Here is a 13,477-nt window from a genome sequence, read left to right on the forward strand (position 1 = left end):
AGCCCGCGCGACGATCGCGCGGTTCATTCCGGATTCGATCCCGATTTTTCCACGTAAACCACGGGGCAAACGCGCGAGTCCCGCGTAGACCTCACCGGGCGTCGAGGCTAAGACGCCGGCGATGCATCCGTCCGAGCAGCCTGCGGCCAGGAAGAAGCTGACGCCGGTGATGCGCCAGTACGAGGAGGCGAAGGCGCTCCACCCTGACGCGATCCTCTTCTTCCGGATGGGCGATTTCTACGAGATGTTCAACGACGACGCGGTCCTCGTGGCGCGCTCGCTGAACCTGACGCTCACGAGCCGCAACAAGGGGGAGCCCGACGAGGTCCCGATGGCCGGCGTCCCGCACCACGCGGCGCACGGGTACATCGCGCGGCTCCTCGCGCTCGGCCACAAGGTGGCGATCTGCGAGCAGTGCGGAGATCCGTCGAAGATCAAGGGGCTCGTGCCGCGGCAGGTGGTGCGCGTCGTCACGCCGGGGCTCGTGACCGACTCCGAGCAGCTCGACGCGCGCGCCAACCACTACCTGGCGGCCGTCGACGGCGGCGGCGTCCCCCGCGGGGACGGCGGCGCGGCGGGCGGACCGTACGGCCTGTCGCTGCTCGATCTCTCGACGGGCGAGCTCTCGGCGACCTCCATCCCGGACGCCGCGACGCTGCTCGCGGAGCTCGCCCGGGCCGATCCGCGCGAGGCGCTGATCGCCCGGGATCTGCCGGACGTCCGCGCCGCGGCGACCTCGCTCGCCTGCCGCGCGGCGCTGCGCGACGACGACGACCTCGACAGCGCGCAGATCGCGTCGATCCTCGACGACGCCGCGCTCGAGCCGATCTCGGCGGCGGCCCTGGAGGAGCACCCGCTCCCGGCCGTGCGCGCGGCGGCGCGGGCGCTGCGCTTCGCGCGGCGCTGCAGCCCCGGCGCGCGCATCCCGGTGCGCCGCATCGCCCCGCACGACACCTCGGGCACGCTGCGCATCGACGAGACGGCCCAGTCGCACCTGGAGCTCGCGCGCGCCGCGGACGGGGGCCGCCGCGGCACGCTGCTCGACGTCATCGACTGCACGGTCACCCCCGGCGGCGCCCGGCTGCTGCGCCGCCGCCTGCTCACGCCGCTCGCGGAGGTGGCGGCCATCCGCCGGCGCCTCGACGAGGTGGAGCTCTTCGTCTCGCACCCGCGCGCCCGGGGCGAGCTGCGGGAGGCGCTCGGCGGCGTCGGTGACCTCGAGCGCCTCAGCGTCCGCGCGCTCCTCGGCGAGGCGACGCCGCGCGACCTCGGCTGCCTGCGCGACGGCCTCACGGCGGCCCCGGCGGCGATCGCCGCGGTCCGGTCGATCCCCGACCTCGGCAGCGCGGCGGAGCGGGGCACGGACGGCGCGGCGGAGCGGGGCAGGGCGGGCGCCGCCGAGCGACCCACGGCGGAGCGGGGCAAGGAGCGCGCGGCGGCCCGCGGCGGCGGCCCCGCGGAGGACCGCCGCCGCGCGGCGGCCGGCTCGAGCGCGGAGCCGCTGCTCGCCGAGGCCGCGGCGCTGGACGTCGTCGCGGACGTGCGCGCCGAGCTGGCCGCCGCGCTGGTCGAGCGGCCGCCGCCGAACGCGCGCGAGGGCGGCATCTTCCGCGAGGGGTACGACAAGGAGCTCGATGAGGCGCGCGCCGTCGAGAAGAACGCGACGGAGCTCATCCTCGCGCTCGAGGCCAAGCTGCGCTCGCAGACGGGCGCGCCGTCGCTCCGGGTCAAGTACACGCGCGTGTTCGGCTGGTACATCGAGGTGACGCGCGCGCACATCGCCAAGGTCCCGGACACCTTCCGCCGCAAGCAGACCGTGGCGACCGGCGAGCGCTACACGAGCGACGAGCTCGACGAGCTGGCCGACAAGATCGAGCACGCCGGGGCGCGCGCGCTGGAGCGGGAGACGGCGCTGTTCGAGCGCCTGCGGGCCGCCGTCGCGAAGAGCGAGGGCCGGCTCCGCGCGCTCGCGCGCAAGCTCGCGGCGTGGGACGTCGCCGCCGCGCTCGCCGACGTCGCCCACCGCAACGACTACGTGAGGCCGCACGTCACCTCGGGCGAGGCGATCGCGATCCGCGACGGCCGCCACCCGGTGGTCGAGCGCTTCGCGGCCGCCGGGCACTTCGTGCCGAACGACACCCGCCTCGACCTCTCGGGCGAGCGGCTCTGGCTGATCACGGGCCCCAACATGGCGGGCAAGTCGACGCTCATGCGCCAGGTCGCGCTGATCGTGGTCCTCGCGCAGATGGGCAGCTACGTGCCGGCGCGCGAGGCGGAGATCGGCCTCGTCGACCGGATCCTCTCGCGGGTCGGCGCGAGCGACAACGTCGCGCGCGGCGAGAGCACGTTCATGGTGGAGATGCGGGAGACGGCCGAGATCCTCCGCGACGCGACGCGGAGATCGCTCGTGATCCTCGACGAGATCGGCCGGGGCACGAGCACGTACGACGGCCTCGCGATCGCCTGGGCGGTGGCCGAGCACCTGTTCGACGCGATCGGCTGCCGCGCCCTGTTCGCGACGCACTACCACGAGCTGACAGAGCTCTCGGCGCGCTCGCCGGGCATCGCGAACTACTCGGTCGCCGCGCGCGAGCACGGCGACGACGTGATCTTCCTCCACAAGCTCGAGGCGGGCCCCGCGAGCCGCAGCTACGGCGTCGCCGTCGCGCGCCTCGCGGGCGTCCCCGAGGGCGTGCTCGCGCGCGCCCGCGCCATCCTCGCGACGCTGGAGTCGGGCGCCGCGCTGCCGGGCGGCAAGCACGCGTCGCTGCGCGGCCGCACGCGCGCGGGCGCCGCGCAGCTCGACCTGTTCGCCCCGGCGCAGGCGGCGGTGCCGCCGGAGCAGACGGCCGTCATCGAGACCCTGCGCTCGGTGGACGTCGATCGGCTCGCGCCCCTCGACGCGCTGAAGCTCGTCGTGAAGCTGAAGGGGCTGCTCGGCAGCGGCGCGGGTGACACGCGGTGACAGGTGTCAGGTGACCGCGGCGTCACCGGCGCGCCGGCTCAGTCCGGCGCGGCGATCTCCCGCAGCTCGGTGCCGCCCGCGTAGGCGTAGCTCACGAACGAGTCGAACCCCGTGACGAGCAGCCCCACCGGCGCCGAGGCCGCGATCCGGTGCACGCCGTCACGCTGCCTCCCGGGCAGCACGTTGTCCGGCGCCAGCTTCTCCGGATCGATCGCCGCGAAGCTCAGCTGGCACCGGTAGACGACGAACGGCGGCGCGCCGCCCCCGCGCTGCTCGTCGGTGAGCCCGTCCGCGGGCGCGATCTCGCACTCCTCGGGCCCGAGCGTCACGCCGTCGAGCTGCACGACGGCGGACGGCGGCGCGATCACGGAGATGAAGTCGAACGCGTACTTGTCCGGCGTCAGGAACACGTAGTCCTGCCGGAACTGCTCGACGGGCGGCAGGATGATCAGGCTCGGATCTCCGCCCGGCAGCCCCTGCTTGACCCCGGTCGCGCTCTGGCTCGCCATGATCTGCGACACGACGACCGGCTCGGAGCTCTCGATCAGGAAGTCGCCCCACGCCGTCACCTCGTGGAACTGGCCCAGCGACGTCAGCGTGATCCGGTCGTCCGGCGGCGGCAGGGTCGTCGTGATCTCGGCGCCCTTGCCGCTCACGGCCATGATCCGGACGTACTCCGGCTCGGGCACGACCTCGATCTGCGCGCCGGCCTGCTTCGCCGTCTGAGACCGGTTCGGGGTGTGCGGCACGGCGAACCGCTTGCCGGTCGCCCGGATCGGGTCGAGCTGGTCCTCCAGGTGATCGGCGCAGCAGCGCCGGTCCGCGAGCTTGCTGAAGTGGGGCGCGTCGGACGCCTCGCCGCCGGTGAAGACCGCGATCGGCTGATCGGCCTTCACGACCGAGCCGGTGAAGTCCGCGTTGAACCCGCCGGTCTCCAGGTTGAGCACGTCGAACGCGCCGAGCTTGACCTCGATCGACCCGTCCGCCGGCGTCTCCGGGACGGGCCCGCCGCCGACGACCCTCGCCGTCGTCCGCACCTGCACCGTGGTGTCGTCGCGCGTCCCGACGATGGTCAGGAACGCCCGGAGATCGGTCGGGTTCAGCGGATCGAAGTTCGTGTCCGGATCGTCGGTGCTCGCGATGGTCTGCGGCCACCCGGACACGACGTACGCGGTCGACAGGGTGCCCGGGTTGTACGTCAGCGCCTCCCGCGGCTTGAGGAGCGAGGCGTCATTGGAGAACACGTTGACGTTCTCCAGCGGGTTGAACTGGTACGCGACGACGGGGAACTTCGACGTGATCTTGTACGCGTGGCGCGTGAGCGCCGTGTGCGTGCCCGTGTTGTACTCCCCCTCGGGGCTGCCATCGACCTCGCGCGGCCCGAGCTTGAACACCTGGAGGTAGAGCGGCGCGATGATGGCGCTCGCGATCTCCACGGGGGCGGGCGGATCGCCTGGCGCGCCGTCGTCCTGGAAGATGCGGACCTCGTTCGGCACGTCGGGCTGCGGGTTCGAGATCACGACCGCGAACTGCTGCGCCGCCGCGTTGCTCGTCGCGTCGATCAGCGCGTTGTCCAGATCGACCGCCCAGTACTCGCACCCCACGTTGCTCCGCTCGACCTCGGCGACGGCGCAGAGCGGGAGGCAGCTCCCGCCCCGGCACGCCTCGCCGGCGCCCGTGTCGCACGTGTCGAGCACGCCGCCGAAGCTGCCGTCCGGCTCGCAGGCCACGACGTCCTGCCCGCGGCACGACGACGTGCCGGGCAGGCACGCCCTGCAGCCGAGCTCCACCGACGCGCACACGAGGCCCTTGGCGGCGCAGTCGTCGACCGTCACCCAGGCGAGCCCGGCCGCTGTCTCCTCGCACCGCACGAGCTCCGCGCCGCACCGGGACTCGCCAGCCGCGCAGGGCGGCTCGGGCGGCGGCTCCACGGAGATGTCGCCCCACCGGCTGCCGCTGTCGAAGCAGCTCGGCGCGAGCGCGAGCCACGCGGCCGCGGCGGTGAGGGCCGCGGCCGCTGCAGAGCGCCGGGCGCGGCGGCCGGGCCGGCGAGCGCGCTTCGTGTGGAGCGGCTTCTGCATCACAGGTGCGCGCCGAAGCTGTCGAGGGCGTAGGCCGTCATCCCTTGCGGCTTGAGCTGCCGGTAGACGAGCTTGCCGTAGTCGAAGCCGTCGATCCGCGCCCCGTACACCCCGATGGTGAGCGGTCCCGGCGGCAGCGCCCCGTGCTCGACCTCGAGCTGCCGGATGTCCGGCACCTCGACGGCGTGCGACCCCGCCGGCACGGCGACGGTCCACCGGATGAGCCCGTTCCCGCTCGCGATGTCGTAGACGCTGAGGTCGACGGGCGCGCCCGCGCTGAACGAGGTCGCCAGGTGCGCGCCGTCCCACGCGGTGCTCGGCGCCGGCGCCTCCAGGGTCGGCACACCCACGAAATCGCCGATGCGCACCGGCTCGCTCGTGGTGGTCGAGAGGACCCGCCCGACGACGGACAGCGGCGCGAGCCCGGCCTGGCCGGTGACAGCGCGCGCCGAGGAGTGGTAGCGCGCGCCGAGCAGGTCGTGGTCGAGCGGCGGGACGCCCACGAACGTCAGCCGGCCGTCGAACGGGATGAGCGGGCTCTGGGCGCCGACGGGCAGCGTGGCGAACCCGTCATTGCCGATCATCAGCGACACGTTCGCCTGGATGCGATCCGGCCCCTTCGGCCCCTTCGCTGGCGCGGCGACGTCCATGGCCAGCGCGTGGTCGAGCGGCTGGTTCATCCGCACGAACACGTCCTCCGTCGCCTTGCCCGGGAGCAGCGGGATCCCGCGGACGACGCCCATGGCGTACGCCGTGAACCGAGGCGGGCTCGGCGATCGATCCTCGATGCCCGCCAGCGCGTAGATGGTTCGGTTGCCCGGCGCGAGGTACATCGAGAAGCCGTGCCCGAGCTCGCCCGGCGTCTCCGGGGTGATCGCCTGGATCGCGGGCGGCAGCTGGAAGGTCGCGAGCGGATCGCCCCCGGTCGTGAACACGTACGCGACCCGGCGCTCGGTCTCGCGCTGCGGGCTCGGGACGTTGCCCCACACGCCGGCGCCAGGGTCCAGCGACTGGTCCCAGACGAGCTCGCCGTAGAGCACGCCGGCGGTGCCCACCTTGCCGCCGACCGGGGGAGGTGGATCGCCCGAGGCGCCGCACGCGGGCGTGAGCACGGGATCCAGGTACACGGTCACCGTGTCGACCGGCACGTCGACGAACGAGATCGGGCTGTGGCACGTCGCGGCGACGGTGACGGTCCGCGGGGCGTCGAGCGAAGCGTCGGCGAACACGGCGACGCCGGACGCGTCCACCTCGCCGGTGAGCGCGGAGGTCATGCTGCTGCCCACGACGACGCGCGCCCCCGGGATCGGGTCGCCGGTGAAGTTGTTGTAGACGAGGACCCTGAGCCGGCCCGCGAGGGGCGCGCCGCTGAGGCCGCCCTTGTAGCCGTTCGCGCTGTCCTCGTAGGTGTAGCCGTCCAGCACGAGGATCGTCTCGTCGCCGGTCGTCACCGAGATCGTCTTCGCGCCCGGCGTGCCCTGGGGCACCGTACAGAGGAGCCGGGTCGGCCCCTCGACCGCGAGCGACGTGCACGGCTTCTGATCGATCCTGGCGACGGTCGTGGCGTCCCACTGCGTGCCCTGTCCGATGAGCTCGACGGTCGTCCCGCCGGAGATCGGCCCGCTCGACGGGGACGCGTAGAGCGCGTCGTAGACGTAGCCGCCGGGCAGCGCCCTCCGGGTCGATTCGTCGTCGCCGTTCTGGACCGTGAGCTCGACGGGGCCCGCCGCGCCAGGCGGCGCCACCACCTGGACCCGGCTGGGATCGACAGGCACGATGGCCGACGGATCGACCTCGACGTCGCCGAACCAGACGCGGACCTTGGAGCTGAAGCCGTTCCCGTGGAGGAGGACGCGCTGGCCGCCGTTGAACGGGCCGTGCGTCGGGTCGGCGCCGAGCAGGGCGTGCGGGTCGGCGCTCGGCAGCCCGGCGCTCGTGGACGACGACGTGGCCTGCGGGTCCACCCCGAAGTCGCCGCCGTCGCCTTCGTCGTCCGTCTGCCGGCGGATGCCCTCGGGCGCCGAGGCGATGCAGGCGGACACGACCGCGAGGCCCGCGCAGATCGGGGCGAAGCGTGCTCTAAGAAAGGCGGTTCGCACGAGCGGAGTGTACGTCATCATCGAGGATGCCGGCACACGGCGCGGGCGCTCCCGCTGCGCGCGGCGCTCCCGCTGCGCGCGGCGCGTCTCTCCCGGGCGGTCCCGGGGGAGGTCGAGCGCGTCGAATCCAGGGCGAATCTGGGCAGAAATCGCGGGAAACAGCGGCGGGTGACGCGGCGCCGCGTCCGCTTGACAAGCGAGGCGCACCGGGGTAGCAAACCGCCCCCTTCTCGCGGTCTCGTGACGAGGGGGACAGCGGAGGACGAATCCTCGCCTTCGCCGTCGCAGCGACCGAATCCACACGCTCTCCTGGCACCCACGGCATTTCGCGGCCCGGTGCCCCATCGACGCGGACGCTCCTGTCCGCTCGTGGGGTTGGTCGCGAGAGGGGGAGCGGCGGACCAACCGAAAGGACATGCCGTGACTGATACAAGCTTCTCCGAATCCGCTCCCGCGGCCGACACCATGCAGGCCGTTGCCCCCCAGCCGGGGGATTTCCCGCTCCCGCTGCGCTCGCTGCTCGACGCCGGCGTGCACTTCGGCCACCAGACGAAGCGCTGGAACCCGAAGATGCGGCCGTTCATCTACGGCGCGCGCAACGGCATCCACATCATCGACCTCGACCAGACGACGCGGCTCTTCAAGCGCGCGTACGACTTCCTGACCGACGCTGTCGGCCGCGGCGGCCACGTGCTCTTCGTCGGCACGAAGCGCCAGGCCCAGGACATCGTGCAGGAGGAGGCCCGGCGGTCGGGCATGTACTTCGTCACGAACCGCTGGCTCGGCGGCACGCTGACGAACTTCCGCACGATCAAGCAGGGCCTCGATCGCCTGCGCACCCTCGAGCGCATGAAGGAGGACGGGACCTACGAGCAGCTGCTCAAGAAGGAGGTCGTCCGCCTCGAGAAGGAGCGCGAGCGGCTCGAGAAGTACCTGGGCGGCCTCAAGGGCATGGGCGGGCTCCCGGCGGCGATCTTCGTGATCGATCCGCACCAGGAGTCGATCGCGATCAGCGAGGCGCGCAAGCTCAACGTCCCGGTCGTGGCCATCACGGACACGAACTGCGACCCGGATCTCGTCGACTTCGTGATCCCGGGCAACGACGACGCCATCCGCTCGATCCGGCTGATCACGGCCCGCGTCGCGGACGCGTGCGTCGAGGGCGCGCAGCGCCGCAAGGATCACAGCGAGGGCGCGCACGGCTCGCAGCCGCCGGCCGGCGGCGGTCGCGGCCAGCGCGATGAGATCAACGTGTACCAGGGCGGCCGCGGCGGCCGCGGCGGCGGTCCGCGCCAGCAGCAGCCGTCCTAGCGGCGGCGCGAGCCGCATCGGAGCGGCTCGGCGCCCGGGCGGCGGGGCGATGAGGTCGCCTCCCGCCTGGGTCCGGTGGACCGCGGGGCGCAGAGGGCGCAGGGACAGAAATGCAAATTTCACCGCTCTGCGCCCTTTGTGCCTCTGCGGCTCGACCGGTGCGGCGCCCGGGCCCACGTGATCACCAGTCTGAAGTGCGATGAAAGGGGCCGCTCGGCGCGGCCTCTCTATCCAGGTTGAAGGAGAATAGAGCCATGGCCGGCATCAATGCTCAGGCGATCAAGGAGCTTCGTGAGCGTACCCAGGCGGGGATGAGCGACTGCAAGAGCGCCCTCACGGAGGCCGAGGGCGACATGGAGAAGGCGGTCGAGATCATCCTCAAGAAGGGTCTCGCGAAGAGCGCCAAGCGGGCCGGCGCGTCCGCCACCGAGGGCGAGGTTCGCGCGGCGGTCGCGGCCGATCGGCGGAGCGCGACGATGGTCGAGGTCAACATCCAGACCGACTTCGCGGCCCGCAACGACGCGTTCCGGCAGTTCGTCGGCGAGGTGCTCGCCGCGGCCGAGAAGGCGCCCGAGGGCGCGGATGCGAGCCAGCTCTCGATCGGCGGCAAGTCGGTCGCGGACACCGCGACGGAGCTGACCGCGCGCATCGGCGAGAAGGTCGCGGTGCGCCGCTGGGATCGCGTGTCGATCCCGGAGGGCAAGCACGGGGTCGCGCACGCGTACGTGCACCTGGGCGGCAAGATCGGCGTGCTCGTGGCGGTCGAGGCGTCGAGCCAGGCGGTCGCGGAGCACCCCGAGGTGCAGAAGTTCATCGACGAGACGGCGATGCAGGCCGCCGCGATGAGCCCGCTCGTCCTCCGCCGCGAGGAGGTCACGGCGGAGCAGAAGGCCAAGCAGCAGGAGATCTTCGAGGGGCAGCTGCGCGAGGATCCGAAGCCGAAGCCGGAGTCGGCGTGGCCGAAGATCATCGAGGGCAAGTTCAACAAGTGGTACTCGGAGGTCGCGCTGCTCGAGCAGGAGTCGGTGGAGGCGGCGTCGCGCGGCGTGGCGGGCCAGACGATCGACAAGCTGCGCCAGGCGGCGGCGAAGGCGGCCGGCGGCGAGCTCACGCTCACGCGCTTCGTGCGGTACGAGCGCGGCGAGGGTATCGCCAAGAAAGAGGACGACTTCGCCGCCGAGGTGGCGAAGATGGCCGCGAGCTGAGGCGGTCCGGCTGACGCGGTCCAATGTCGGGTCGCCTCGCCGCCGTCTCGATCGACCTCGACGAGGTCCCGAACTACTTCGCCCTCCACGGGCTCGCCGTCCCGGAGCGCTCCGGGGCGGCGGGCGCGCTGCACGCCGTCTATGAGAAGGCGCTGCCGCGCGTCGCGGGCTTCGCTGCATCCCACGGCATCCCTGTCACGCTGTTCGCGATCGGCCGCGACCTCGCGCGTCCGGCGAGCGCGGCGGCGCTGCGCGCGCTGAGCGACGCGGGCCACGCGGTCGAGAACCACTCGTACGGGCATCGTTACGACCTGTCGCGGCTCCCGCGCGCCGATATAGCGCGCGACGTCTTGCTGGGCGCCGAGGCGATCGCGGAGGCGGTCGGGAGGCGTCCGACGGGCTTTCGCGCGCCGGGGTACACGGTGAGCGACGCGCTGTTCGACGTGCTCGACACGATCGGGGTCGAGTTCGACTCCTCGGTGTTCCCGTGCCCGCCGTATTACGCCGCGAAGGCGCTCGCGATGGGGGTGCAGCGCGCGCAGGGGAGGGGATCGGCGGCGGTCCTGGACACCCCGTGCGTCCTCGCGGCGCCGCGCCGTCCGTACCGGCCGGGTCGACCGTGGTACCGGCGGGGCGGGCGGCGCTTCGTCGAGCTGCCGATCCAGGTGACGCCCGGGCCGCGGCTGCCGGTCATCGGGGCGAGCGTGGCGCTCGCCGGCGCGGCGGGGGCGCGCTGGCTTGCGCGCGCCTGCGCCGGGGAGGCGCTCGTCAACCTGGAGCTGCACGGGATGGACTTCCTCGACCGGAGCGACGGGCTCGAGGCGCTCGCGCGGTACCAGCCGGAGCTGCGCGTCCCGCTGGGCAGGCGGCTCGAGGCGCTGGGGGCGTTCGTGGAGGAGACGGCGCGGAGAGGCGCGCGCTTCGTGCGGCTGGACGAGGCGGCGAGGGAGCGCGGGCTCATCGCGTGACGAGGGATTCACCAGACACGGTCATTTCGCACGCGTCTCACCCCTGGAGACTGGGGGGCCGGAGGCGCTGCCGCCCCGCGGTGTTGTCCGCACCTCGGCCAGCCGCCGCCCGCGCGGGTCACCTTATCCGCATCGACCGCTTCAGCTCGCGACGAGCCGCCTCGCAACGACGATCCCCAGCACGCCCGCGATCATGCACCCGGCCACGGTGATGAGGACATTCAGCGCGCCCACCCACCACGCCCCTTCCTCGAAGAGCTTGATCGTCTCGTAGTTGAAGCTCGAGTACGTGGTGAACCCACCCATCACCCCGGTGCTCAAGCCGAGGCGGAGCGTCGGCGACACGAGCTCTGTCGACGCGGCGATCTGCAGGATGACGCCGAGCAAGAACGACCCGATGACGTTGACGGCGAGGGTTCCGTACGGAAACGCGGCGCCGAAGCGCTGCTGGCACCACGTCGAGAGACCGTAGCGGGCGAGGGTGCCCGCGGCGCCGCCGAGACCGATCCAGAACCACCGATCCATTCGTTTGCTCTACCGCGCGCGTCGCGACCATTGTGGTCGGCGGCAGCTCGCTTGCTGCTTCCCCGCTGCGCCTGTAGCGACGCCGCCGCGGGAGCGCGCGCCCGCGCGACCTACTCCGCCGCCTTCCTGAACTCGATCACCTGGCCGCCGTCGCCCTTGCTGCTGTCCGCCAGCGCCGGCCGGTTCACCCGCGAGATCTGATCCGGCGCCACCCCGGCCGCCGCGATGAACTGGCGCGCCTGCTCGTTGTCGCCGGACGCCAGCTCGTCCGGCGTCCCCGACGCCACGACCCGCCCCTGGATCACGAGGAACGCCTGGTGCGCGATGCGGAACGTGCTCGCCATGTCGTGCGAGATGACCACGCTCGTCACCTTGTAGCGCGCCCGCGTCTCCTCGATGAGGTCGTCGACCATCCGGCTCGTCAGCGGATCGAGCCCGCTCGTCGGCTCGTCGTAGATGAGGATCTCGGGCTCCAGCATCAGCGCGCGCGCCAGGCCCACGCGCTTGCGCTGCCCGCCGGACAGCTCCGACGGCATCCGGTCCTCCTTGTTCTCGAGGCCGAGCGAGTTCAGCATGTCCACGACCTTGTCGCGGATGTCCTTCTTCGACATGTGCTTCCGGTGCTCGCGCAGCGGGAACGCCACGTTGTCGAAGATCGTGAGCGAGTCGAGCAGCGCCGCGTACTGGAACACCATCCCGAACCGCTGGCGCATCCGGTTCATCTCGTAGTCCTGGAGCGAGCCCATATCCACGTCGTCGACCCAGATGTGCCCGCTCGTCGGCCGCTCCAGGCCGATGAGCAGCCGGAGCAGCGTCGTCTTGCCCGCGCCCGACCCGCCGATGATCACCGCCGTCTCGCTCCGCCGGAGGTGCATGGTGATGCCGTGCAGCACCTTCGTCGGCCCGAACGATTTCTTGATGTCATCGACGAAGAGGTGATCCCCAGGCTGCCACCCCGGCGGCATGTCGCGCGCCTGCTGCGCCCCCTCCGGTGCGGCGGAGGCCCCGTTCTGGGGGGGCTGCCCGTTCTGGGGGGCCTGGCTGGGCGGCCTTCTCGACATCGGCGGGTCACGGTACCACGGAGGGGGCCCCCGCGGGACGCAGATCCCCTTGCATTGCCGTAAGGCTCAGCACGCGCTTGACGCGGCCGGGCGTGGGACGGAAACGTTGCTCATGACCGACGACATACTCAAGGCAGCCCTCGACACGGCCGAGGCCAAGATCGACAAGGATGGCTGGGCCGAGCTCCCCGAAGGGCGGGTGTTCACGCTCTACGCCGCCCACGAAGGCGTGTCGCTCCCGGTGACCAAGATCGAGGCGGTGTCGAGCGTCGGCGGGCTCCTGAAGGCCCGCAGCACCAAGGGCGAGACCTTCGTGCTCGCGCTGAAGGACGTGTTCGCCATCGCCCTCGACGGCGGCGGCAAGGGAGCGCAGGCCCGGAAGGCCGGCTTCCTGGGCTGATCGCGGCGCTTCCCATGTCCAGGTCGCCGAGAGCGGGAGGAGGTCCTGCGGCGCGGTCCGCCGAGCGGGCCGTCGATCTCGCGCTCGCCGAGCTGGAGCGCCGGTTCGGCCTCGGCCGCAGCCTCGCCGCCCCGGGCTGGGTGCGCGAGCGGGTCCTCGCCGTCCTCAGCAGCGTGGCCGCGCGCCACGGGGTGTCCCCGCTCGCGGCCGCCGAGCGGCTGCACGACGACAGGGGGGCCATCGAGGAGGTCGTGAGCGCGCTCCGCGTGGGCGAGACGCGGTTCTACCGCGATCCGATCATCTGGGAGGCGATCGCCTCCTCGGTGCTGCCCAGGCTCCCGCCCGACCTCCCGATCGCCGGCCTCTCGGCCGGCTGCAGCACCGGCGAGGAGGCCTACACCCTGGGGATGCTCCTCGCGAGCACCGGCCGCCGCTTCAGCGTGCTCGGCGTCGACCGCGCGGCCCCGGCGATCGAGGCGGCGCGCGAGGCCGTCTACTCCGCCGAGGCCGCCGACCAGCTCCCCCCGGCCCTGCTTCAGCGCTATTGTGAGCAGAAGGGCGGAGCGCTGCACGTTTGCCAGAAGCTCCGCGACGTCGTGTCCTTCGAGGTCTGCGATCTGGTCCACGCCGTGCCGAGCGGCGGCTTCCAGATCATCTTCTTCAAGAACGTGCTCCTGTACCTCGCCGAGCCCGCCGGCGACGCGGTGGCCCGCCGCCTCGCGGCCGAGCTCGGCCCGGGTGGGCTGCTCTTCTCGGCCGCGAGCGAGGCGCCGCGGCTCTGCAGCGCTGGCCTCACCCCGGTCAGGGTCAACGCACAGGTCACCGCCTTCCGCGCCCCGGGCTCCTGAGAGGGAACCACACA

At 72.6% G+C, this 13,477-nt stretch carries 10 protein-coding genes; 6 read left to right on the forward strand and 4 right to left on the reverse strand.

Going from position 1 to position 13,477, the window contains the following annotated elements:
- Positions 1 to 121 precede the first annotated feature (121 nt).
- Positions 122 to 2,965, forward strand: coding sequence for a DNA mismatch repair protein MutS (mutS, locus tag WME89_RS18790; protein WP_438010493.1), 2,844 nt, complete (start codon positions 122 to 124; stop codon positions 2,963 to 2,965).
- 38 nt (positions 2,966 to 3,003) lie between these two features.
- On the opposite strand, the gene WME89_RS18795 is transcribed toward mutS, so the two are convergent.
- Entirely contained in the window at positions 3,004 to 5,046 is a 2,043-nt protein-coding gene (locus WME89_RS18795; RefSeq protein WP_438010494.1) for an IgGFc-binding protein, read from the reverse strand.
- The gene (locus WME89_RS18800) at positions 5,046 to 7,088 is read right to left on the reverse strand and encodes an IPT/TIG domain-containing protein (protein WP_438010495.1); all 2,043 of its coding nucleotides are present in this window, start codon (positions 7,086 to 7,088) and stop codon (positions 5,046 to 5,048) included. Before WME89_RS18800 ends, WME89_RS18795 begins: the two co-directional genes overlap by 1 nt.
- A gap of 477 nt (positions 7,089 to 7,565) precedes the next feature.
- Here WME89_RS18800 and rpsB point away from each other — a divergent pair, with 477 nt between their 5' ends.
- From rpsB to WME89_RS18815, 3 genes are all read left to right on the forward strand, one after another.
- Entirely contained in the window at positions 7,566 to 8,456 is an 891-nt protein-coding gene (gene rpsB, locus WME89_RS18805; protein WP_437626601.1) for a 30S ribosomal protein S2, read from the forward strand.
- A 254-nt stretch (positions 8,457 to 8,710) separates the two neighbouring features.
- Entirely contained in the window at positions 8,711 to 9,661 is a 951-nt protein-coding gene (tsf, locus tag WME89_RS18810) for a translation elongation factor Ts (protein WP_438010496.1), read from the forward strand.
- Between the two features lie 23 nt (positions 9,662 to 9,684).
- The gene (locus WME89_RS18815; RefSeq protein WP_438010497.1) at positions 9,685 to 10,629 is read left to right on the forward strand and encodes a polysaccharide deacetylase family protein; all 945 of its coding nucleotides are present in this window, start codon (positions 9,685 to 9,687) and stop codon (positions 10,627 to 10,629) included.
- Positions 10,630 to 10,770: 141 nt separating this feature from the next.
- Here the strand turns inward: WME89_RS18815 and crcB are convergent, their stop codons facing one another.
- Together crcB and WME89_RS18825 are read right to left on the reverse strand one after the other, a co-directional pair.
- Positions 10,771 to 11,154, reverse strand: coding sequence for a fluoride efflux transporter CrcB (crcB, locus tag WME89_RS18820; protein ID WP_438010498.1), 384 nt, complete (start codon positions 11,152 to 11,154; stop codon positions 10,771 to 10,773).
- A gap of 110 nt (positions 11,155 to 11,264) precedes the next feature.
- Positions 11,265 to 12,215 carry an ABC transporter ATP-binding protein gene (locus WME89_RS18825; RefSeq protein WP_438010499.1) on the reverse strand — a complete coding sequence of 317 codons (951 nt, stop codon included), beginning with the start codon at positions 12,213 to 12,215 and terminating at the stop codon, positions 11,265 to 11,267.
- Positions 12,216 to 12,327: 112 nt separating this feature from the next.
- Here WME89_RS18825 and WME89_RS18830 point away from each other — a divergent pair, with 112 nt between their 5' ends.
- Together WME89_RS18830 and WME89_RS18835 are read left to right on the forward strand one after the other, a co-directional pair.
- Positions 12,328 to 12,615: a hypothetical protein gene (locus WME89_RS18830; protein ID WP_437310713.1), complete on the forward strand. Its 288-nt coding sequence runs from the start codon at positions 12,328 to 12,330 to the stop codon at positions 12,613 to 12,615.
- 14 nt (positions 12,616 to 12,629) lie between these two features.
- Complete coding sequence (locus WME89_RS18835; protein ID WP_438010500.1) at positions 12,630 to 13,463, forward strand: CheR family methyltransferase; 834 nt, start codon at positions 12,630 to 12,632, stop codon at positions 13,461 to 13,463.
- Positions 13,464 to 13,477 lie beyond the last annotated feature (14 nt).

This window comes from Sorangium sp. So ce321, from assembly GCF_051530195.1.
Classification (GTDB): domain Bacteria; phylum Myxococcota_A; class Polyangia; order Polyangiales; family Polyangiaceae; genus Sorangium.

Bases quoted from the DNA above. Each gene is read 5' to 3' on its own strand.
- mutS (WP_438010493.1), top strand. From the start codon at position 122: ATGCATCCGTCCGAGCAGCCTGCGGCCAGGAAGAAGCTGACGCCGGTG.
- WME89_RS18825 (WP_438010499.1), bottom strand. From the start codon at position 12,215: ATGTCGAGAAGGCCGCCCAGCCAGGCCCCCCAGAACGGGCAGCCCCCC.
- WME89_RS18830 (WP_437310713.1), top strand. From the start codon at position 12,328: ATGACCGACGACATACTCAAGGCAGCCCTCGACACGGCCGAGGCCAAG.
- crcB (WP_438010498.1), bottom strand. From the start codon at position 11,154: ATGGATCGGTGGTTCTGGATCGGTCTCGGCGGCGCCGCGGGCACCCTC.
- WME89_RS18815 (WP_438010497.1), top strand. From the start codon at position 9,685: ATGTCGGGTCGCCTCGCCGCCGTCTCGATCGACCTCGACGAGGTCCCG.
- WME89_RS18835 (WP_438010500.1), top strand. From the start codon at position 12,630: ATGTCCAGGTCGCCGAGAGCGGGAGGAGGTCCTGCGGCGCGGTCCGCC.
- tsf (WP_438010496.1), top strand. From the start codon at position 8,711: ATGGCCGGCATCAATGCTCAGGCGATCAAGGAGCTTCGTGAGCGTACC.
- WME89_RS18795 (WP_438010494.1), bottom strand. From the start codon at position 5,046: ATGCAGAAGCCGCTCCACACGAAGCGCGCTCGCCGGCCCGGCCGCCGC.